Source organism: Burkholderia sp. S171 (genome assembly GCF_009766085.1).
Taxonomy (GTDB): domain Bacteria; phylum Pseudomonadota; class Gammaproteobacteria; order Burkholderiales; family Burkholderiaceae; genus Caballeronia.
Genome location: NZ_LMUF01000047.1, coordinates 170124 through 192640 on the forward strand (window position 1 = coordinate 170124; position 22517 = coordinate 192640).

The 22517-nt window shown below is 59.1% G+C and carries 17 protein-coding genes and 2 pseudogenes; 8 read left to right on the plus strand and 11 right to left on the minus strand.

What is annotated here, in order from left to right:
* Positions 1-106: 106 nt before the first annotated feature.
* Positions 107-1249: a GGDEF domain-containing protein gene (locus GSQ93_RS26045; RefSeq protein ID WP_158938512.1), complete on the plus strand. Its 1143-nt coding sequence runs from the start codon at positions 107-109 to the stop codon at positions 1247-1249.
* A 76-nt stretch (positions 1250-1325) separates the two neighbouring features.
* Here GSQ93_RS26045 and GSQ93_RS26050 read toward each other — a convergent pair whose 3' ends face one another.
* A complete protein-coding gene (locus tag GSQ93_RS26050; RefSeq protein ID WP_158938513.1) occupies positions 1326-1637 on the minus strand; it encodes a hypothetical protein in 312 nt (103 codons plus the stop codon).
* A 414-nt stretch (positions 1638-2051) separates the two neighbouring features.
* On the opposite strand from GSQ93_RS26050, the gene GSQ93_RS26055 reads away from it, so the two are divergent.
* Entirely contained in the window at positions 2052-2705 is a 654-nt protein-coding gene (locus GSQ93_RS26055; RefSeq protein ID WP_158938514.1) for a YukJ family protein, read from the plus strand.
* Positions 2706-2780: 75 nt separating this feature from the next.
* On the opposite strand, the gene GSQ93_RS26060 is transcribed toward GSQ93_RS26055, so the two are convergent.
* Both GSQ93_RS26060 and GSQ93_RS26065 read right to left on the minus strand, forming a co-directional pair.
* Entirely contained in the window at positions 2781-3122 is a 342-nt protein-coding gene (locus GSQ93_RS26060; protein ID WP_158938515.1) for a zinc ribbon domain-containing protein YjdM, read from the minus strand.
* A gap of 84 nt (positions 3123-3206) precedes the next feature.
* Complete coding sequence (locus GSQ93_RS26065; RefSeq protein ID WP_158938516.1) at positions 3207-4367, minus strand: alpha-hydroxy acid oxidase; 1161 nt, start codon at positions 4365-4367, stop codon at positions 3207-3209.
* A 97-nt stretch (positions 4368-4464) separates the two neighbouring features.
* Here GSQ93_RS26065 and GSQ93_RS26070 point away from each other — a divergent pair, with 97 nt between their 5' ends.
* Positions 4465-5292: an IclR family transcriptional regulator gene (locus tag GSQ93_RS26070; RefSeq protein ID WP_158938517.1), complete on the plus strand. Its 828-nt coding sequence runs from the start codon at positions 4465-4467 to the stop codon at positions 5290-5292.
* Between the two features lie 1085 nt (positions 5293-6377).
* Here GSQ93_RS26070 and dapA read toward each other — a convergent pair.
* From dapA to GSQ93_RS26095, 5 genes are all read right to left on the minus strand, one after another.
* Positions 6378-7283 (minus strand): 4-hydroxy-tetrahydrodipicolinate synthase, encoded by a 906-nt coding sequence (gene dapA / locus GSQ93_RS26075; protein ID WP_158938518.1) that lies wholly within the window; start codon positions 7281-7283, stop codon positions 6378-6380.
* A gap of 26 nt (positions 7284-7309) precedes the next feature.
* Positions 7310-9025, minus strand: coding sequence for an ABC transporter permease subunit (locus tag GSQ93_RS26080; protein WP_158938776.1), 1716 nt, complete (start codon positions 9023-9025; stop codon positions 7310-7312).
* A gap of 93 nt (positions 9026-9118) precedes the next feature.
* Complete coding sequence (locus GSQ93_RS26085) at positions 9119-10216, minus strand: ABC transporter ATP-binding protein (RefSeq protein WP_158938519.1); 1098 nt, start codon at positions 10214-10216, stop codon at positions 9119-9121.
* 54 nt (positions 10217-10270) lie between these two features.
* Positions 10271-11377, minus strand: a complete 1107-nt coding sequence (locus tag GSQ93_RS26090) for an ABC transporter substrate-binding protein (RefSeq protein ID WP_158938520.1) — start codon at positions 11375-11377, stop codon at positions 10271-10273.
* 111 nt (positions 11378-11488) lie between these two features.
* Positions 11489-12916, minus strand: coding sequence for an FAD-binding oxidoreductase (locus GSQ93_RS26095; protein WP_158938521.1), 1428 nt, complete (start codon positions 12914-12916; stop codon positions 11489-11491).
* 758 nt (positions 12917-13674) lie between these two features.
* Between GSQ93_RS26095 and rpoD the strand changes: the two genes are divergently transcribed.
* On the plus strand, positions 13675-15567 hold the full coding sequence (rpoD, locus tag GSQ93_RS26100; RefSeq protein ID WP_158938777.1) for an RNA polymerase sigma factor RpoD: 1893 nt from the start codon (positions 13675-13677) through the stop codon (positions 15565-15567).
* 124 nt (positions 15568-15691) lie between these two features.
* On the opposite strand, the gene GSQ93_RS26105 is transcribed toward rpoD, so the two are convergent.
* A complete protein-coding gene (locus GSQ93_RS26105; protein WP_158938522.1) occupies positions 15692-16321 on the minus strand; it encodes a ParB-like protein in 630 nt (209 codons plus the stop codon).
* Positions 16322-16633: 312 nt separating this feature from the next.
* Between GSQ93_RS26105 and GSQ93_RS26110 the strand changes: the two genes are divergently transcribed.
* Positions 16634-18532 carry a potassium transporter Kup gene (locus tag GSQ93_RS26110; protein ID WP_158938523.1) on the plus strand — a complete coding sequence of 633 codons (1899 nt, stop codon included), beginning with the start codon at positions 16634-16636 and terminating at the stop codon, positions 18530-18532.
* A 110-nt stretch (positions 18533-18642) separates the two neighbouring features.
* Here the strand turns inward: GSQ93_RS26110 and GSQ93_RS26115 are convergent.
* Positions 18643-19079 (minus strand): annotated as a pseudogene (locus tag GSQ93_RS26115) (alkaline phosphatase family protein); the annotation flags it as partial.
* Positions 19080-19084: 5 nt separating this feature from the next.
* Here GSQ93_RS26115 and GSQ93_RS26120 point away from each other — a divergent pair.
* The 3 genes and pseudogenes from GSQ93_RS26120 to GSQ93_RS26130 form a co-directional block, all read left to right on the plus strand.
* Positions 19085-19483: pseudogene (locus GSQ93_RS26120) on the plus strand (SDR family NAD(P)-dependent oxidoreductase); the annotation flags it as partial.
* Between the two features lie 170 nt (positions 19484-19653).
* Positions 19654-20106 (plus strand): ester cyclase, encoded by a 453-nt coding sequence (locus GSQ93_RS26125; protein ID WP_158938525.1) that lies wholly within the window; start codon positions 19654-19656, stop codon positions 20104-20106.
* Positions 20107-20253: 147 nt separating this feature from the next.
* Positions 20254-20715, plus strand: a complete 462-nt coding sequence (locus GSQ93_RS26130) for an Lrp/AsnC family transcriptional regulator (protein WP_158938778.1) — start codon at positions 20254-20256, stop codon at positions 20713-20715.
* A gap of 51 nt (positions 20716-20766) precedes the next feature.
* Here GSQ93_RS26130 and GSQ93_RS26135 read toward each other — a convergent pair whose 3' ends face one another.
* Positions 20767-22509, minus strand: coding sequence for a S10 family peptidase (locus tag GSQ93_RS26135; protein ID WP_158938526.1), 1743 nt, complete (start codon positions 22507-22509; stop codon positions 20767-20769).
* Between the last annotated feature and the right edge of the window lie 8 nt (positions 22510-22517).

Here is a 22517-nt window from a genome sequence, read left to right on the forward strand (position 1 = left end):
TAAGCAAGTATAGAATACCCGCTAGTTCGGCTAAAGCGCTCGGATGCGCGCTCGCGCCGCGACGAGTACATATGACACGGCATTCGCGCATAAAACGAAACGATCCATGGATACGAAAATAGCGCCGTTTAGCTTGCCTCGCTGGCGATTCACGACGTGGTTATGTTATTCCGGCCCCGACGTACCCGACGACATCCGGGTCGCACTGATCGGAAGTCTGTTCGGTACGCTGCCGATTTTCGCCGGCGGTGTCCTTAATACCATCGCTGTTTCCGTTGTGATTGCCCTTCGCGAACCCTCAGCGGCGTTTATTGCCTGGGTGGTGATCGAAGTCGTCCTGTGCAGCACACGCCTGATCTTGTTGGTCGCGGCGCATCGTGCGGCGAAGCGCGGACAGTCGACTTTCACCGATATCTATCTGCTCCTCGGCGTTCTTTGGGGGGCGAGCGTGGGCTACGGGGCGTTTATCAGCATCCTGAGCGCGGACTGGATTGCCGCCACGCTCTCCTGCTTGTCCGCTGCCGCGATGGTGGGGGGCATCTGCTTCCGGAATTTCGGCGCGCCCCGGCTGGTCGGGATCATGATTCTTTTGTCCCTTGGCCCCTGCTGTATTGCAGCGGCAATGTCCAAGGAGCTCATCCTGAGCCTGACGCTGATTCAGATTCCGTTCTACCTTGTCGCGATGAGCATTGCCGCGTTCCGCCTGAATGGACTGCTCGTCTCGACCATGAAAGCGGAACGGGAGAATGATCATCGTGCGCGCCATGACGTGCTGACCAGCTTGCCGAATCGCGCCGGGTTGATTCATGCATCCCAGACCCGATACAAAACGGCATCGGATGGCACCGTCAAAACCGCGGTTCTTTATATCGACCTGGATGGCTTCAAGCCCGTCAACGACCAGTACGGCCACGAGGCGGGCGATCTGCTGCTCGTGATGATCGGCGCCCGTCTCAACGCATTGAAGGGACCGGAGGACATGGTGTTTCGCATTGGCGGTGACGAATTTGTCGTCACGATCAGCGCGATGAACCATGAGGAAGCGGCTGCATTCGCGGATCGCCTGATCAGCGAAATGTCGGCATCGTTTGCGCTGACCGCGCATGTCTCGGTCAATGTGGGCGCGAGTATTGGCGTGGCATTGATTCCCGATCACGGCACCGACGTACTGACGGCGCTCAATGCCGCCGACAAGGCGCTTAACGTCGCGAAGGCGATGGGGAAATCGCGCTGGAGCCTGGCGTCCTAGACGGGGTTTGCCTTCGCCCACGTATTGACTTTAGCGAAGACAAATCGAGCGGGCCGCCCGGGTTATCGCATTGCCCCTAGACAATGGTATTCACCCTGTCGGACCTGCGCTCGCTTTCGCCAACCGGCCTCGATCCGCCGTTCAGCCACGCCATCTCCACGTGCAGGAGTTCCGACAAGCGACGGCAGTCGGCTGCTCGCGGCAGCGTTATCCCCGCTCGCCACAGCGTGACATCCCCCTCCGTGACACCCAGCGATTTCGCCACGCGCCCGGACGAAAGCCCGGAGCGCTTGATGGTCATGTCGAGCCGCGCCGCGAAAGCGCGGCCCACCCGTTGCGTATCGGGGGCATCGCTGATGTGGTGGTCGGAAAGGGAAGGAGCGTTCATGAATGTCGCAAGACCTGATAGACGGTTACGGTGGTCGAACGGGGCACTGTACGCGACGAAAGAGTCGCGTTGGTGACATTACATACCGCTCATAAAAGACGATGTGTCTGCGAACGTACATAAGATGAAAGGCACCGGGAGTGATCGCCGTGCCTACGCTTTTTCAATGACGTTTTGATGGCGACCGCACATTCTGCGGGTGTTTCCGTGCGTTCGCCGTCTCCATGGCACTTCTCATCAACGCGTCTGTCGAACCGGCCGACGACGAGCGCATCGCGCAAAGCATCGCCTCGTCGGACGGACGTTCTGCGCAATCGCCCGGCGGCTATGTCTGCCTCTTTTCAAGAGTAAGGTGAGGGAAACCGGATTTTGCCGGGATAGCGGCTGCTGCCGGTTTTACTACGAGGAGGATGCATGGGAGTGAATTACGGGGTGCTCAAGGGCACCGTGACCGGTCATCTTCGCAATGCCGATGACGACCACTATCAAATCCTGGTCCACGCAGGAACGACGGTTTTCCGGATTGCATCGAACGTGAAGTCGTCGGCGCCGAACGCGCCTTCAACGGTTTTGTTCGAAGAGCTGGATACGTTGCCCGACACGTTGATGAGCGGTCTGGCCGCGTTGACGCCTGGTTTCACCAAGCTGCAGTCTACGCCCGGCGGTCTCGCGATTGACTATGTGCGCAGCGGCCTGGTCGATATCAAGGCAATGACGCCCGTTCCCGCCGACGCGCCCGGCTCGACCAACGACCTGAAAGACAAACTGGAAAGCGCGGTTGTTGCGGCGATGGCCATGGAAGGCTCGATCATTTACGCGTTTGGATCGAGATGGGGTCCTGAAGAAAACGTACCGGACCAGTATTTCAAATTCGTCCCCGGTAATGGCGTTCACGACATCCATATGAACCAGGGGAACGCCGCGCCGTACGAGCAGGATAACGGCGTGTATCAGGACGGGGCGTTGATGATCGCGTATGCGGACAACACGTGGCGCGCATTTTTCTTTGCGTTCCAGTCGCAGACCTTCAATACCGACGACCAGGGCAATCCGATAGCGGGAGGGTGAAGGTGGGTGTGAGCGCGGTATGAGCGCTTCGAAAAGTCATCGTTACCGGATGGCTTTTCGAACTCGGGTTGAGCGTTAAACCTTCTTCAAATAGCAGGCTTTCAGCATAAAGCTGCCAGCGTCCATCTTGCAGTCGACCTCGTGGTCCCCGCCTACCAGCCGGATGCTCTTCACCTTCGAACCGACCTTCAGCGTGATCGACGAGCCCTTCACTTTCAGGTCCTTGATCAGCACTACTGAGTCGCCGTTGGCCAGCACGTTGCCATTGGCGTCCTTCACGACGGCATTCGCGTCGTCATCGGTTGGCGCGGTTTCTGACGCGGACCATTCGTGACCGCAGTCTGCGCAAATGATGCGATCGGCGTCCGCGTAGGTATTCTCCATCGCGCATTGTGGGCAAGCTGGAAGTGGTGACATAGTTCCTTCAAATAATCGTAACAGTCGAGGAGGCGCGAGCGCGCTCCGGCGGCCGGATTATAAGGGGCTTGCTGATTGCGTCGTCTAAATCAAACCAGTGTCATGCACACCTTCTCGCCCGACATACGCGGGGCCGAGATCGCCCATTCCCTGGCACCCCAGCAAGCGTAGCGAAATCAGCATCTCCTCCATCATCAGCGTGAGCACTTCGCTGGCCCCCGCTGCTCCGCGCGAAGCGAGGCCATACAACGGCGCACGCCCGAGCAACACGCCGTGCGCGCCTAGCGCTACGGCCTTCAATGCATCACTGCCGCGCCGTACTCCGCCATCGATAAAAATCTCCGTCTTGCCGCATACCGCTTCCACTATTCCCGGCAGCAGTTCCAACGGCGCGAACGTGCTTCCCAACTGCCGTCCCCCATGATTCGATATCACCACGCCATCCGCGCCATGCTCAACGGCCAGCAGCGCGTCTTCCACACCCATGATGCCCTTGACGATCACCTTGCCGTTCCAGTGCCGGCGTATCCACGCCAGATCCCTCCAGCTCAGCGTCAAGTCCATCTGCCGGCTCAGCATGGCGGCATGACGCGACAAATCCGCATGCTCGCCCACGCTCTTCGCAATGTTCTTCAATTGCGGCGAACCCGCGTGCGCCATCTGCCAGCACCAATGCGGATGCGTCAGGCAATCGACGAGAAGCTTGGGTGACAAACGCAGCGGCAGGCGAAAACCATTGCGCGTGTCGTGATCGCGCTTGCCGTGCACGGGGACATCGACGGTGAGAACCAGCGTTGAATAACCTGCAGCGCTTGCGCGCCGCATCAGGTCTTCGGCAATGCTGCGATCCTGTTGCACATAGAGTTGCATCCATAGATCACCGTGCGGTGCGGCGGCACGCACATCCTCCAGCAGCGACGTCGATGCCGTCGACAAAACGAACGGCAAGTTCGCGCGGCTCGCGGCTTGCGCGAGCAGTTCGTCGGCGCTTGGCCAGAAGAGTCCGTTCAGACCCGTCGGTCCCACGATCAAGGGAGCGGCCGCCTCGCGTCCAAAAAATCGCGTAATGATCGAACAGCGCGATACGTCCGTGAGCACGCGCGGCTTGAACAGCCATTGGCCGTATGCATCGGCATTGCGCCGCAATGCGTCACCGTCTTCGGCGCCGCCATCAAGATAATCAAATGCAAGCCGCGGCAAGCGCCGCCGTGCAGCAATGCGGTATTCAGCGACAGAGGCAAGCATCCAGGCTCCACGAAATTGCAATCGGTCGTAAATGCGAGATTCGATTGCACTACAATTGGGACAATCACAATCCGATACTTTCAAAGCGCCCACCAGCATGTCCAAAAGCACCGTTGGCACGCCCGAAGAGCCGAACGAGACAAAGGCGGCGCGCTCGTCACTGTTCGTTGGATCGACTGAAAAAGCTTTCCAGGTGCTGCATGCCTTCGACGGTCCGAGCCGTCACATGACGCTCGTCGATATCGCTCGCACGTCGGGTCTGGACCGTAGCGCGACCCAGCGCCTCGTTCATACGCTCGAAGCGCTTGGCTACCTTTACCGCGTGCCCGAAACGCGCAACTACGGCCTGACGACGAAGGTGCTGCAGTTCTCGTACAACTATGTTCGGGCTAACGAACTCATCGACAAAGCCTCGCCGTATCTTCTCGATATCAGCCGGCGGCTGGGCGAAACGACCAACCTGCTGGAACTCGACGGCCACGAGATTGTGTTCGTCGCGCGTTTTCCGGGGCAGCATCTGGTGAACATCGACATTGTGGTCGGTGCTCGTTTGCCGGCCATGTTTACTGCTGCGGGCATCGCAATTCTGTCGCGGTTGTCGGACGAGCGTGTGCGTGAAATCCTGGCGCAGACGCGGCTTGACCCGCTTACCCACCACACTGAAACCCACCCCGACAAACTGCTTGAACGTGTCCGCAAGGTAGCGCGGCGAGGTTACGCGGTGATCGAGAACGAGACCGTACTCGGCGATATTTCCGTCGCCGCGCCGGTCACGGATCATGGCGGTATGGCCGTTGCCGCGATCAACATTTCGGTGCCCACGTCGCGGTGGTCGATCGAACGCGTGGAAGCCGAACTCGCGCAGCACGTGCAGGTCGCCGCGACCTCGATTTCGAAAGCGCGGTTGGCGAGTTATAAGCGATGAAAGGGGGCTTTCGTTCGCACTCGCGGTTGGTCGGGGATGTGGGGTGGTGGGCGCGGGCATTGCTGGGTTAGTGGTTGGGGTAGGGTTGGTGCTTTCGGTGTTAGTGGTCGGAGTCTATGCCGGGTTGGTGCTTTCGGCCTTAGCGGTCTGCGAGAGTCGGATTTTCTCTTTATCACTGTTAGCCACTGCGCGTGGCGGCGCGTCATTTCTTTGTCCAAAGCGACAAAGAAACGAAGCAAAGAAAACGCTTCAACCACGCTACCCTAAGTGTCCACAGCGTGCAGTTCCCGTTCATAGGTGCCCCAAAAGCACGGTGCTCGCCAGAGCACCGGATGTGTGAAACCCTCTTTCTCCGAACACGGGTTCTGACACGCTTCGCCACCAGTGATTGAACCTGCCTAGGTGCACCCCGCGCTATCCGCGGACAATCTTCCACCGAATCCGTACGCATGCCGAACCACATCGACAACCTACCTCGAAACGAAACCGCCAGATACGTGAGGCCGTACCGGACGAAAATGTCCATGCAACTCACCCGTCGGCTCATCAGCCGACTCACCAGTTGGCTTACCAACGATTGAAGCAGTAAGTGCATCGGGTTGTGATTAGCGAGGTTGGCCTTGCGAACCGCTGCGCAGAGCACTCAACCAAGCTGCCAAGAAACAAATCATTAAATTCGCGCGGGGCGGTACGAGGTCCTTGGCAATAGTGCTTGCCCGAGAGCACGGGTGGCGAAGCGTGTCTATGTCAGGATTCGCGAGAAGGAGGGTTTCACACATCCTTCGCTCTAGCGAGCACCGTGCTTTTGGGGCACCTATGAAACAAAACTGCACGCTGTGGACACTTAGGGTAGAGCGGTTAAAGCGTTTTCTTTGCTTCGTTTCTTTGTCGCTTTGGACAAAGAAATGACGCGCCGCCACGCGCAGTGGCTAACAGTGATAAAGAGAAAATCCGACTCTTGCAGACCGCTAACACTTAAAGCAGCAACCTGGCATAGACTCCGACCGCTAACCTTAAAACCTCACCCCCAAAACCGCCCGCCCACTAACCCCAAACCCCAAACCGAGTGCGAACGAAAATCCAATTCAATTCCCGCGTTCAAACAAGTCGAGTTGTTTCTCCAACTCCGCACGCAACCTCCCCGACAACCCCGCTTCCGCCTCAACCAGCGGCGCAAGCATCGCTGGCGCATGGACATCGATCAGGTCCATCACGGATTTCATCGGACCCGGATTGGTCTCGGCGAACGCCATGTTCATCAGCGGAATCAGCGAGCGATGCAACATCAAGGCTTCCTGCGTCTTCCCCTCCGAAGCCAACTGATAAATTTTTCGCCACGCAGTCGGCAACAACGTCGCCGTCACCACAATCCCACCCCGAGCACCGGCCGCCACGTGCAACGGGAACAACGTATCCTCACCGCTCAGCACGGCGAACGATTCATCCACCCCCGCGACAGTACGCAGGAAATGCCACATGTCCGTGTTGCACGCCTTCATGCCAATAATCCGCTCATGCTTCGACAACTCGTGCAGCACCTCAGGCGCAACCGCAATCCGCGTGCGGTACGGGATTTCATAGATCAAAATCGGCAACGGCGATTCATCGGCGTAACGCATGAAGTAATCGCGAATACCAGCTTGCGTCGGGTTCGTGTAATACGGCGTCAGCACAAGCAGACCATCGGCGCCAGCAACGGCGAAGTCCTTTCCGGCCTGCATCGCGTCGTGATAACCGGGATCGAGCACCCCCGCGACAACGGGAATTTTGCCCGCTGCCTGCTCCGCCGTGATCTCGGCCATGCGAATGCGCTCGGCGCGTGACAGCGCGCCATATTCGCCAGTGCCCCCAAGCGGCACGACCCCATCCACGCCTTGTTTCAGCAGATAGCGCATGAGCGCACGTGCGGCGTCCGCGTTGATGGTGTCGTCGGAATTGACGGGCGTCGGAATGGCCGGGAAGACGCCACGCAGTTGGTGTGCTGAAAGCATGAGTAAGTCCTGGAAAACAAGGTTATTCAAGAAGCAAGGCTGCGGCGGCGCAACCGGTCCGCCACCCAGATCAAGGCTGCAATAAAGACGAACAGGCACGTGGAAACGGCCGCAATGACCGGTGAAATCTGCATCGTGATTTCGTCCCAGAACTGCTTAGGCAACGTCGTGCTCAAGCCGCCCGACGAGAACAGCGCGATCGTCAGTTCATCGAAGGAAGTAGCGAACGCGAACAGGAACGACGACATCAACCCCGCGCCGAGAATCGGGAACGTGACGCGGCGCAGCGTCGCCAACGGGCGTGCGCCCATGCTGTGCGCTGCGAGATCGAGCCGTGTATCGTAGTTGCGCAAAACAGCCATCATGGTGATCACCACGTACGGCACGGCCACCACGGTATGTCCCAGCACGAGGCCGAACGACGATCCGATCAAGCCGATCTTTGCGAAGAAATAAAACACGCCTACGGCAATGATCATGCGCGGCACCACAATTGGCGCGAGGATGAAAGCGAGCATCGCGGCCTTGCCTTTCATCCCGCCGCGCACCAGCAGGAACGCAGCGGGCGTGCCGATCAGCATCGAGAGAATGCCCGTGCCGATACCCACCAGCATCGAGCGCGTAATAGCCTGCATCCACAACGGTGAATCAGTGATCTGCCGATACCACTGCAGCGAGAAACCATGCGGCGGCCATGCGAGACCGGACGCGGAATCGAACGAGAGCGGAATCATCAGGAACGCGGGCGCGCTCAGGAATACAAGCAGCAGGATCACGATCACGCGCAACGTCAGGCTTTCGCCGTTGGAGGCACGGCGTTTACGACGCTTGGGAAGTAGACCGATCACGGCATCGGTCGCGTTACCCAGCGCGGTCAGGATCACATCGCCGAGCTTGCGGCTCCAGTTGCCGCCGTGCTTCGGACCCCGTGCGGCCGAACTGCCGCCGGCCATGGTGGAGAGGCCCACCATGCGGTCGTAGATCAGGAACACCAGCAGCACAACTGCCAGCAGCAGCACGGAGATTGCGCCCGCAAAACCCCAGTTCAACGCCTGCATCACCTGGTCGATGATCAGTTGGGTGATCATGGTCTGATGTCGTCCACCGAGCAGCGTGGGCGTGATAAAGAAGCCGATAGCCGTAACGAACACCATCAACGCGCCCGCTGCAACGCCCGGCAGCGACAGTGGAAAATACACCTTCCAGAACACCGTGCCCGGGCGCGCGCCGAGCGTGGCGGCAGCGCTCGGTAAGCGACGATCAATGTTCTCCATCACCGAGAGCATGGTCAGCACCGCGAGCGGCATCAGCGCGTGGACCATGCCCACGATCACAGCGGAAAAGTTGTAGAGCAGACTCAACGGCCGGTCGATGATGCCCAGTCCAAGCAGCACCTGGTTGATCACGCCGTTCCGCCCGAGCAGCACGACCCATGCAAACGTGCGCACGAGAAAGCTGGTCCAAAAGGAGAGCAGCACCCAGAACAGCAGACGGTTCTTGCGTTCCCGCGTCAGCGAAGAAATCAGATACGCGATCGGATAACCGGTGAGCACGGAGAAGAAGGTCGTCCATAACGAGATCTTCAGCGTAATGAGCAATACATCCACATAGACCGACGACGCAAACAGCCGCTTGTATTCAACCAACGTAAAACCGCTGTCGTTATGCACGCTCAGCAGCAACAACTGGCCGACGGGGTACACGAGCATCACCAGCAGCAACACGATGATCGGTGCACTCATCGCGCCGGGTCGCAGCCACGCGCGCCATCGGGCAGGGCGAGGCGGCGCGTCCGGACGCGTTTGCTCAGCAGTCAGGGCGGAACGATTCATCTCTTACCCCGCAATCGCAACAGCGTCCGCGGTCAGCCACGAAAGCCCGAGCGTCTGCCCGATTTCGTACTGGCGGCCGAGCCGGTTGGTAGGAAAAGCGGCGACGAGCGGCGGGGCATCGCTGATATGCGACTGCAGATAAAGCTTCGTCATGCTGCCGGTGACCATGATGTCGGTGAGCTTCGCCGACAACGTGCCGCCGTTGATCGACGCAGCCGGCGGTCCATCGTGGATCTGGAGGTTCTGCGGGCGCAGCATCAGCTTCACCGGTTTGCCGTCGCGGATCACGGAGTCATACGCCATCGCGTTGACGTTCGCGCCACCCTGCACGCTGATCTGCACCTGATCGCCGCTGCGTCCTGTTACCACCGCATCGAGCAGATTCGATTCGCCAAGAAAGTCCGCGACAAACACGCTCTTCGGGCGGAAGTACAGATCCGCGGGCGTGCCGAGTTGCGCGATCGAACCGGCGTTCATCAGGCAGATGCGGTCGGACATGGTCATCGCTTCTTCCTGATCGTGCGTGACATAGACAATCGTCGTGCCGAGGTCTCGATGAATTCGCTTGATCTCCAGTTGCATCTGATCGCGCAGTTTCTTGTCGAGCGCGCCAAGCGGTTCGTCCATCAGGATGATAGACGGCCGGTAGACCATGCAGCGCGCGAGTGCAATCCGCTGCTGCTGGCCGCCCGACAATTCACGCGGATAACGTCCCGCCACATGCGGCAGATGTACCATCTCAAGCGCCTGCATGACCTTCTCACGCGTCGCTTTGGCGTCGGTCTTGCGCATCTGCAACGGGAACGAAATGTTCTCCGCTACGGTCATGTGCGGGAACAGCGCGTAGTTCTGAAACACCATGCCGATGTCCCGCTCATACGGCGCTCCATACGTCACATCGATACCGTTGATCCGCACCTGTCCATCGTCCGGTTGCGCAAGCCCTGCGATCAGGCTGAGCAGTGTTGTCTTGCCCGAGCCGCTGGGTCCGAGCAGGGTCAGGAATTCGCCCTGGGCGACATCGAGATCGATCGGCGCGAGCGCGACGAAGTCGCCATAACGCTTGCACAGTCCCGTGATTTGAAGATTCGAGGCAGACATGGAATCGGCATCCGTGGCGGTGAAAACACAAAGGGAACGCGATGAAAACAGCGCTCAGGTCAGGATCCAGCTATTGAACCGTTCGAGCGCGACGCTTTGTTTTTCCTGCCAGAATTTCGCATCGATATGCAGGCCGTTCTTCATGTTTTCCGGGAACGTCGGGCAGTTCTTCGCGATTTCGGGCTTGATGTAGTTAAACGCTTCGGGCTGCGTAACACCGGCCGGGAAATACTCGACCAACGAGGCCTGACGTTTTGGATCGGATGCAAACTTGATGAACTCCCGGCACGCGGCTGCGTTCGGCGTGCCTTTGAGGATCGACCAGTTGTCGACGCCCCAGATGTTCTGGTTCCAGACGATTGCCACCGGTGCGCCGTTTGCAATAGCCGATTGCGCCCGTGATACCCACGTGCTGATCATGTCAACTTCACCGGAGCCCAGCATCTGTTCGACTTGCGAGCCCGTGGTCCACCAAACATCGACGTGCTTGGAAATCTTGTCGAGGCTCGCAATGCCCTTGTCGAAGTTGACCGGATAGACCTGCGAGGGCGACGCGCCGTCTGCCATCATCGCTTCTTCGAAGGTATCGAACGGATACTTGCGCAGGCCGCGACGGCCCGGGTAGTCCTTGACGTTCCACATATCGGCCCATGAATTAGGGGCTTTCCGACCCTTGAAGGCGTCGGTGCGATACGCGAGCACGGTCGTGTAGATGTTGGTTCCAACGCCATACGGCGACATGTATTGCGCTGGAATCTTCGCGATCACCGGGTCGGCTTCAAGCCCGTGCTTCTCCAGGTATTCCTTGCCGCCGCCCGTCAACAGAAGGATTGCTGGCTGACTGATCTTGGCCATGTCCCACGTGTAACTACCGGTCTCGACCATGCTCTTGATCTGCGCGGTCGGCTCGGCGTTGGCTTGCACGCCGATCACTTCAATCCCCGTCTTCTCCGTGAATGGCTTGTAGAACACCGCGCCGTACGCTTTGGTGTAAATGCCGCCATCGTCGCGAATGACGATTCGTTTGTTCGCCGCGCGCGATGGCGTCCAGACGAACGGGAACGCCACCGCAGCAGCGCCGGCGACAGCCGTCTTGATGACCGTGCGGCGGCCGGGTTGTTGAAGCTGTTGAATCTCATCGCGTGCGGGCTGCTTTTTCATGTCGGCTCCAAGGGTGTGGATAGAAACAGAAATGCTGTGATGCGAACGTCCGGGCTTCTTCCTGGCCTGGATCAGTTAGTTCTAAGGTGATCAAAAAAAGTGATCAAAAACTTAGGGCAGCAAACGTCCCGGATTGAACAGGTTGTGCGGATCGAGCGCGTTTTTCACCGCGCGCATCAGGCCGAGTTCAGCCGCGGATTTGTAATGCGCCATCTCCGGCAGCCCGGTTTGCCCGACGCCATGCTCTGCGCTGAACGTGCCGTGCAATTCATGCGCGACGTCGTTCACGCAGCGGCGCATGGCGTTGGCCATCGAGGAGCGATCGGCGAGTTGACGCCAGGCTTCGAAGGTGAAGAAGGGGATGAAATGCGCGTTGCCGTCGCCAAGATGCGCGACCACGATGATGTCCAGCCCGGGAACAATGGCATGCACCGCTTGCGTGGCAAGCTCGATAAACAGCGGCACCGCGGACACCGGCACAGCACAGTCGGTTGTCAGGCCCACGCCCGCTTTCTTGTTGGCTTCCGACACGCTGTGGCGAATTTCCCAGAGCGTGGCGCGTTGTGTCTCGTTGCTGGCGAGGACGGCGTCGTGGATCAGCCCGGCTTCGGCCGCGTGTTCGAGTGTTTGCTGCATCAAGGCGGCCATTTCCTCGCCGCCGTGGGTGTCTCCCAGCTCGACCAGCACATGCCATTCATGCAGTTCCGAGAGCGGATTGCGGCGGCCGGGAACATGCTCGATCACGAGTTCGAGCTGGCGGCGGTTGATCATCTCGAAGGCGCTCAGCCTCGATCCGCACGCGGCCTGGAACATCCCAAGGATGTGCAGTGCGGCGGCGGGATCCACGGGCGCGAACCACGCAAGCGCGTGTTGCGCCTGCAGCGGATGCAGTTTCAGCGTCGCTGCCGTGATGATGCCCAACGTACCTTCCGTGCCAATAAACAAGTGCTTCAGGTCGAGCCCCGTGTTGTCCTTGCGCAAGGCGCGCAGACCGTTCCAGACGGTGCCATCGGCGAGTACGACTTCCAGTCCCAGCACGTTGTCGCGCGTGTTGCCGTAGCGCAGGACGGCGGTGCCGCCCGCATTCGTCGATAAATTCCCGCCGATCTGGCACGAACCCTCGGCGCCCAGACTCACCGCGTACAGGCGGTGTTCGGCTGCGGCTGCGTCCTGGATGGTTTTCAGCACGCAGCCGGCTTCGACTTCCATCGACCCGTTGGCGGCATCCATATGGCGAATGCGTCGCATGCGCGTCAGGTTGACGATGACCGGCGGCAGGCCCACGTTCGCCGGCACCGCGCCCGCGCACAGACTGGTGTTGCCGCCTTGGGGCAGGACCGGAACTCCGTGCGCCGCACACAAACGCACGACGGCCGATACCTGCGCCGTGTTCGAGGGCTGGACGACCGCTGCCGCCGGACCTTTGTAACGGCCTCGCCAGTCTTCCGTGAAAAGCGCGAGATCGGAGTCGGCGGTCAGCACCGCATCGGCTCCGAGTTCCGCTTTCAGGGCTGCGATCAACGCCGTGACGTTTTTCATGTCGAGTTCCTCGATAAGCACCGGCGGCCTTCCGGACCAGGAAAGGGTCAGCGCAAGCGCCGCGTCTGAAAAAGAGAATAGGGAGAAAAAAATCGCATTGAAATGCGTTTGATCGCAATGCGATTAAAGTAAGCGTTATCGCCGATCAGATAGTCGACGGGCGTGCGCGAGCGGGCAGGGAAAATTGCTGCGGCCAGAAAAAATTGCCTCAGCGGAAGCAAAGTCGACGAAAATCGTCCGTCGGTAGTCGAACGCGCTAATCGGGGTCGGAATAAAGCCACTTTTTTTGAGATTCAGTCAGCACGTGCATAGGGCTTTTATGCCCTTGATTCGGACTAATTCGTCCGCAAATGAGTCCTTGTCCGAGCTAAATGTTGGTGTTTTGCCGCGCTCAGCTACTAGATACGCCTGATATTGCGTTTACCGCACTAGCCGCAACCAAGTTGCTATACACTGTACGACCCGCGCGAATGCTGCGCCCGTTAGCGCGTCCCGCCTCCAAACTGATTCAGTTTTGCTCGAATCAACGCATCGAATTGGCTGAATAAGCTGAATAGCTGAACCCGAGGTGATGATCCCGTCGGTCGTCACGGTTGTGCTCGTGTCTAACCGCTTGTGCACTGGTTTGTTATTACAGAGCAAAGCTGTCGAGGAAATGTATGACAAGTTTTGATCCAACCGAATCTACCGCCGGCAACGGCGTTCCTGCTAAAAAATCGAAAGCCCGCCGTGGGTCTGCCGATAAGTTGTCGCGCCCAATGGACGAAAGCGTCTGCTCGCCCGAGCAGGCCGATGAACGTCAACGCCAGATGCGGGCGTTGATTCAACTGGGAAAACAGCAAGGTTTCCTGACCCACGCGGAGATCAACGATCACCTGCCGGGTAACTTTGCTCAGACGTCGGCTATCGAAACCATTGTCAGCACGTTCCGCGACATGGGTGTGGCCGTCTATGAAGAAGCGCCTGACTCGGAAACGCTGCTGCTGAACGATTCCGCCCCCACGGCGGTGTCGGACGAGCAATCGGACGAAGAAGCGGAAGTCACGCTGGCAACCGTCGACTCGGAATTCGGCCGGACGACCGATCCCGTTCGTATGTATATGCGCGAAATGGGCAGCACCGAACTGCTGACCCGTGCGGGCGAGATTGAAATCGCGAAGCGCATTGAAGATGGCCTCGGCGAGATGATCAAGGCGGCCTTCACGTGCCCGTCGACGGTGATCACGCTGCTCACGACCGTGGACAAGATTGTCGCGGGCGAGCTGCGCATTGACGAACTGGTCGATGGCTTCAAGGACATCACGCTGGACGAAGACGCGGTGGCGGCAGACGCCGATACCGACACTGAACTCGACGAAGCTGAACTGGCGTCGGAAAGCGACGACGAAGACGGCGAGACCGAAGACGAGCAGGCAACGCGTGCCAACGCAACGCGCCTCAAGCATTTGCTGCGCGACTGCTTGCCGATGTTCGCCAATGTCCGCGATCATTTTGACGCTTTCCACGCGGCTTATACCGCCGACGATTCGCGCACCGGTGACTGGCCCAGCGTGCAGGAACATATCCAGCGCGAGCTGGCGACCATCCGCTTTACCGCTCGTACCATCGACCGGTTGTGCGCCGAGGTCCACGAGCAGGTCGAACAGGTCCGCGCTATCGAGCGCCGCATCCTGAAGATCGCCGTCGATCTGGCGGGCATGCCGCGTGAGAAATTCGTGGAAGTGTTCCCGGGCCATGAGACGGATCTCGAGTGGACGACCCGTCACGCTGGAGCGTCGAACGCGTATGGCAAGGCGCTGGAACGCAGCCTGCCCGCCATTCAGGCGGAACAGCAGAAGCTGATACAGATCGAGTCGAACCTGATGTTGCCGCTGGTGCAATTGAAGGCGCTGAACAAGCAGATGACGTCCGCCGAGCACAAGATGCGTCAGGCGAAGCGCGAAATGACGGAAGCGAATCTGCGTCTGGTGATCTCGATCGCGAAGAAGTACGTGAACCGCGGCATGCATTTCCTGGATCTGATCCAGGAAGGCAATATCGGCTTGATGAAGGCCGTGGACAAGTTCGAATACCGGCGTGGCTGGAAGTTTTCGACGTACGCCACGTGGTGGGTTCGTCAGGCTGTGACGCGTTCGCTCGCCGATCAGGGCCGGACCATTCGCGTGCCGGTGCACATGATCGAGACGATCAACAAGCTGAACCGCGTATCGCGCGAAATCCTGCAGCAGACGGGTCAGGAAGCGCATCCGTCGGTGCTGGCGGTTCGCCTCGATTTGTCGGAAGAAAAGGTTCGCAGCATTCTGAAGATTGCACGGCAGCCGGTTTCGCTCGAAACGCCTTTGGGCGAAGACGGCGACACGACGCTAGGCGACATGGTGGAAGATTCGAACACGGAATCCCCGGCCGATGCCGCCATGCATGCCGACATGCGTCTGGCGATCAAGGACGCGCTGGATTCATTGTCGCCGCGTGAAGCGAAGGTGCTGCGCATGCGCTTTGGTATCGACACCGTGTCCGACCATACGCTGGAAGAAGTCGGCAAGCAGTTCGATGTAACGCGTGAGCGGATTCGCCAGATTGAAAGCAAGGCGATGCGCAAGCTTGTGCATCCGAGCCGCTCGGAGAAGCTGCGGTCGTTCCTGGCACATTAAGGAACGCCGCAAGGCTCGCTAGAAAGTAGGTTGACGCCGTTGGACTTGAAAGAGTCCAGCGGCGTTTTTGTATGTGGATCGGCCGCTTACAACTTGGGGCCGAGCCGGTCACTTCCGGTACGCGTCACGAAGCGCGGGGCGTTCTCGCCGTACCAACCTTGCTTTTGTAGAAGCCCGGCAGTACCAACGCGTCGGGACTTCTGGCAAGATGCACCCCCTGCTGCACGGCGGCGCTGAACTGAAACGACGTGCTCCACAAGCGGATACGAGTCCGGAAGAAGTCCGCCCACTGGAATTCGGCAAACGGTTCAGGCGTTTTGATGTAGCCGCCCGCGTTGCGCACAAACGCGGCCAGGCTCCGGTACGGATCGTCGATCAGCCCCGAGACATTGGACGGAATCGCGGCAACGCCATGCAGGATGCCGTGCTCGTCATAGGGGTGCACCCAGCGCCGGTTCGCCATCTCCAGCCAGAAGGCATCGCCTTTCAGCTTCGACAGGTCGGCCATGACCTCAACGTAAGCATAATTAATCTGGGCGTCGAATAACGCCCGTGCAAGGTGATGATGATCGGTTGCGAAGTGAGTTCCATCCCGGCCCAACACGGCGGGAATAGGCAAGGCTTTGAGGGCGCGCTTCAATTCTTCGGCGGGCAGGGACGCAAAGTGTTTGCGTTTCTCATCGACTTCCAGCATTCCGGCGGTTATCTGCGTTGGATGGATTTGCTGCAATTCCAGCCTGACTAGTTTTTTCATAGTGTGTACGCAGGATCAAAGAGCCAGCGGCAAGCGTAACCGACGCAGTGCCCCCCAACAAGTTCGCGCAGGCACCAGCAGGCGCGGCGCGTGCGTGCTTGCTTGTGGATCCTGGTCGCACTAATCAAAGGCGCGCGCCTCGCATTTTGTTTTACATAACGCACCGTCATTTTTCGCGGTTATTGTTATGGAGATGTTTTGCGAATGTTGAAGCGCGCTTGGTGTAAATGCTGAGGTCCGTGCCGATGAAACCGGTTAGTCTGTGGGCGATCCCGGATAGCGGCGATGATTAACAAATCGAGCGAAAGGCATATGTCAGCATCCGTCGCAAATTCTTCGACCAAAGTTGTCCCAGGTGCACCCGTTTTAATGCTTGGCGCTGTAGGCGTCGTTTTCGGAGACATCGGGACAAGTCCGCTTTACACCCTCAGGGAATGCCTCAAGGCCGCGGGCGGAGTCAGTCAGGCAAATGTGTTCGGCATTGTGTCGCTGATCCTGTGGTCGATCCTGATTGTCGTCACGCTGAAGTACGTCAGCTTTGTCATGCGTGCAGACAATGACGGCGAAGGCGGCATTCTTGCATTAACCGCGCTGGCATCGGGCGTTGCTCCCGAGCGCTTGCGTAATGTCTTGTTGACGCTGGGCGTGTTCGGCGCAGCCATGTTCTATGGCGACTCCATGATTACACCGGCTATTTCCGTGATATCGGCGGTGGAAGGCGTGACGCTTATCGACGCCCAGCTCACTGCCTGGATCGTGCCCATTTCATTGGTTATCCTGACGGGTTTGTTCGCCATTCAGAAACATGGGACCAGTGCGGTGGGGAAGGTCTTCGGGCCGGTCATGGTGGTCTGGTTCGTGACCCTGGCCGCGTTGGGTTTGCTGCATATTGTCCAGCATCCGGTCATTCTTGAAGCGGCTTCGCCAACCTTCGCCATCTCGTTCCTGGCGCATAGTCCGGGCACTGCGTTCATCGTGCTGGGATCGGTTTTTCTCGCGCTGACCGGCGGTGAAGCCTTGTATGCGGACATGGGGCATTTCGGTAAAAGACCGATCCGGCTCGCGTGGATGTTCCTCGTCTGGCCGAGCCTGGTCATGAACTATTTCGGCCAGGGTGCGCTTGTCATAATGCATCCGGAAACGCTCAAGCAACCGTTCTTCGAGTCTGCTCCCTCCTGGGGGCTTGTCCCGCTCGTCATCCTGGCGACGGCAGCAACCATTATCGCTTCGCAAGCAGTGATCTCGGGCGCGTTCTCCATGACGAAGCAAGCGGTGCAGCTTGGTTTCTTGCCGCGCATTCCAATTGTCCATACGTCGACGCATGAGATTGGTCAGGTGTACGTGCCGTTTATCAACCTCTCGTTATTCGCGGCGGTTGTGTTCCTGGTGGTGTTCTTCAAATCATCCGATAACCTCGCGTCTGCTTACGGTATTGCAGTGGCCTCCACCATGCTGCTTACCACCCTGCTGATGTATTTCATCACGCATTGCCTCTGGCACTGGAAACCGCTGGCGACGGCGCTTGTCATCGGGCCTTTTGCGGTTGTCGATGCGGTGTTTGTATCGAGTAATGTCAGCAAGGTGCTCGATGGCGGCTGGTTCCCGTTGCTGGCAGGCGCTACGTTATTCACGGTCATGACGACTTGGCATAAGGGACGCGAAATGCTGGTGGACCGGATGAAATCCGATAACTTGCCGCTCAAGGACATCATCTATTCGCTGTGCCGGAGCAGTCACCCGCCCTCGCGCGTTGAAGGCACGGCGGTGTTCCCCGGCGGCGTGGCCGGCATGACCCCGACGGCGTTCATGCACAACCTCAAGCACAACCGCGTGCTGCACAATACGAACATCTTTCTCGCCGGCACGACGGATAACGTGCCGCATGTCAGGGATGCCGACAAGGCCGTGGTCGAGGATCTTGGCGATGGTTGTTATGCGGTCAGGGTGCGCCACGGCTTCATGGAGATTCCAGACGTGCCGGTGCTGCTGACACTGATCCAGAAGCAGATTCCCGGCTGGACCTACGACGCAGCCGACACCTCGTTCTTCCTCGCCCGCGACACGATTCGTGCGACCGGTGAAAGCAAGGCGATGGCGCTTTGGCGCGAAAAGCTGTTCGCGTTCCTCGGTCGCAATGCGGCGCAAGCGGCGGAGTACTACAGCTTGCCGCCTAATCGCGTGGTGGAGCTGGGCGGACAGATCAACATGTAAGCGTGATTCCTGCGTCACGAACGTTCGAAAAAAGCGCGATGGGCTGATAAAAGCCCATCGCGCTTCTATACATATGGCGCCCTACAAAGCCGCCACGTTAGACCTCAACTTCAGAACTGCAGTGCGGCCGTGAGATCGCCCATCGGCTTGCCGCCCGCCGCGACCATCGCTGCATCGCGTGCTGTCAGGCCCGGCAGTTTGGGCAACGAGTACCGCGTGGTAATCAGACGCAGGATGGACGTCGTATCGTATTGTGTGTGATCGACGAAACCCTTCTTCGCGTAAGGCGAAATCACCAGCGCCGGAATGCGCGTGCCCGGACCCCAGCGATCCCCCTGGGTGGCGATACGTGATCCCAGAACCCGCCATTTTCATCGTACGTCACGACCACGATCATGTTCTTCCACTGCGGGCTCGCCTGCAAATGTTGAATCAGATTCGCTATATGCGCATCGCCCGATGCCACGTCCGTATAACCCGTGTGCTCGTTCAAGTTGCCCTGCGGTTTATAGAACGAGACTGCGGGCAGGGTGCCCGCATCGATCGCTGCGAGTGTATGGTTCGACCAAGTTTGCAGTGGAAGGGCTTTCAGAAGCGCTCCACGCAGAACTATCGCCGCTCGGCATTCATGTCACTGTCGTCGAGCCAGGCTATTTCCGAACGGACTTTCTCGATTCGTCGTCGGCGATGGAAGCGAAGAATGTGATCGAGGATTACGCTGAAACCGCCGGCAAGGTTCGCGTGTCGGCGAGCGCATATAACCATCGTCAACCAGGAGATCCCAAGCGGCTCGCGCAAGCGCTGCTGACTTTGGTGTCCGCCGAGAATCCGCCGCTGCGGCTTCAGTTGGGCACGGACGCCCTGACGCGCGTTCGCGAGAAGCATGCGTTTGTCGAGCAGGAGCTTCAGACGTGGGAGGCGCTGTCGCGATCGACCGACTTTCCGGTGTGAGGAAGGCTTGGTGCTGAGTGCTCAGGCGTAGTCTGCCAAGTGGCTTATCATTGCTAAAACCCTCTCCTGCGCAGATCTGCAGATGGAATGCGGCCTAAGCGATGCAACCTAAGGGAGCGGGGCCGACTGCTTGCCTATGCGCGTCTCACCCGCGCCGGAGAGGACCGAACATGACTGCATTGAACGACACCGGGCACGCCGCCACGAGGGACGTCATCACGCGCTTTTATCGGGCCATCGAACTCGCGGATATACCGCTGCTGCGCACGGCCGTCACTTCCGACTGGCAGTATCTGCCGAGCGCATCGGGACAACCGATTGGCGCGGAACAGATAGCGCCCATGCTTGCAAATCTGGTGCATGCGCTGCCCGACATGAAAATCACCCTGCTCGATGTCCTGATCCATGACGCCATGGTCGGCGTGCGTGCAAAGGTCACGGGCACGCAGTCGGGACCGCTCATGGGTATTCCGGCCACGTCCAAGGTGGTCGATTTCGCGATTCATTCTTTCCATGAACTCCGCGATGACCGCATTGCCAAGACGTGGCACCTTGAAGACTGGCTAGGCTTGTTCCGGCAAATTGGCGAGTTGCCGCCGGGCTTCACGAGCCGTCCCGCTTAGGATGGTATGCGCCGGCATCCCAAGTTTTGGCCTTTCCTCTTACATCAGACCATACGTATGAGTTAGCTATTTCCCGCCGAAAGATCGCGACTCTTAGCGGGATGCACTAACATCCGTATCCTCGATGGAGGATGACGTATGGAACGTATGGAATTGGACAAGATAGATCGCGCAATCCTGATAGCGATCCAGGCCGATGGCCGCGCCACCAACGCGAGTCTCGCTGAAGCTGTTGGCCTGAGCGAAACGCCATGCGCTCGCCGACTCAAGCGACTCGAAGCGGAAGGTTACATTGAAGGGTATCGGGCAATCCTGTCCAAATCCGCATTAAAACTGGGTCTGGTCGCATTTACGCTGGTGCGCTTTGGTGTGCACGACCGGCAACTGGCTGACCGGTTCGAGCGTGAAATCCAGGCTATACCGCGCATTGTTTCGTGCCACAACATTTCCGGCAGCGCTGACTATCTGGTGCAGGTCGTCGCACGAGATCTGGAGGACTATGGCACCTTCCTGCGCGACGTCTTGCGGACATTGCCCGGCGTGACGGCGGTCGAGTCCACGCTTTCACTGCGCGAGGTCAAGCGCGATGCGGGGTTGCCGTTACTCTGAGTGACGCGGTCAGAGATTCATCAGGAATACGAATAATCGGCCACTCCCCATTCACTGCGTTCCGCCCTTGGATCCTTCAGCCGTGCCGGCATTGTAAAAACGCACGAGATCGCTCTTGAGCGTATGCAGCGCTGCATCGTCGAGATAGATCATGTGGCCCGTCGGATAATACGTGCGCTGCACATTCGATCGTAGCGACGGGTCCAGCTCCATATGCGCCAGATCGTATTCGGTCTGGAAGAACGGCGTTGCCAGATCGAAGTAGCCGTTAAGCGACAGCACGCGCAACTGCGGATTCTGCCGTATCGCTTCAGCAAGGTCGCCGGCCGCATAGGGCAGCGTAAGCTGCTCTCCCCACCACTCACGATGTTTCCAGTTCCATTGCCTCAACGCGTCGTCGTTGAATACGCGATACGCATCCTTCGGCTCGACGTGCAGGTCTTGCGCAAGATGCTCGTGCAGCGCGGCAACGTAGGCGCTTGATACGCTGGTGACCGATGGATCATAGTCGGGGCGGCCATCGGCGTCGTCGAAGTCGATGCCTTCGAATCGCGCATCGTAGCGGCCTACGGTGCGCGATTCGTTTCTCAGCAGTTGCTTGCGAAACCGCGATGGCCAGATTTGCAGCCGCGTCTGCTTGACGTAATTCACATCGAGGCCGGTGTAGTGCGCAATACGTGCGGCAATGGCATCGCGTTCCGAATCGGGCAGCGAGTCACCCGCGGCTAACGCTTGCGCGTAGGGGCCGGAAGCGAATGCACGGACCTCGTCGAGGAACGCGGGCAAGCTCGGCGGCTTGGGCACGATCTTGTCGTGGTACCAGGCGATGGCCGAGTAGGTCGGCAAGTAGCTCTCGGCCTCCAGATCCGTTCCCGGCGAGTGCGCGCCCGAGTTGAGGATGGAGGACATCAACACGACGCCATTCAATGCAATGTTGCTCTGACTCAAACGATACGCAAGCATGGCGGCGCGCGCCGTCCCATACGATTCGCCCAGCAAGTACTTCGGCGAATTCCAGCGCTGGTTCACGCTCAGGTAGCGCTCGATAAAATGTTCGAACGCATCCAGGTCTTCATCCACGCCCCAGAAGCGCTTGCCGGTTGCGCGGCCTACGATCCTTGAGAAGCCTGCACCGGGTGCATCGATGAAGACCAGGTCGGTCGTGTCCAGAAGGCTGTCAGGGTTGTCAGCGAGCACATAGGGCGCCGGTGCCGTGATGGCAGGACTCGACGTATGTGCGCGCTTGGGTCCGAACGATCCCATCAACAAAAAGACGCTGCCCGCACCCGGGCCGCCGTTAAAGAGGAACGTGATCGGACGCGTGGCCGTGGTTTTCGTGTTCGCGATGTAGGCGACATAAAAGACGCTGGCCTCGGCCTGGCCCGCGTTGTTGCGCAAAAGCAGATTGCCGGCGGTCGCCGTGTAGTCGATCTTGCGGCCGCCGAGCCGGATTGAATGTTGCGTGACTGACGTGGTTTCTGGCGGGACCGGTATCAGTGTGTCGGTCTTGGTATCGCTGGCGGCGTCGCTGGCTGCTGCCGCCGTTCGCGCGGTGTTTGCACGGCTGCGTCGAGCGGGGTTGATGATCGCATCCGACGCGGCGTTAGCGCTTGCTGTAGCAGACGGTTGCGTCCCGTCCGTCCGCGCGGGTAGTCCTGCAGCCGATGAAGCGGGCGCGTCGGGCGGCTCTTGCCTATCAGGCGCGACTGAGGTCTCAGCCGGTGTCGCGTCAGTCTCCTGGGACAACACCGTGGACGGACCACCAGCGAGACCAAGCACGATCAGACTGCACATCAGACCGC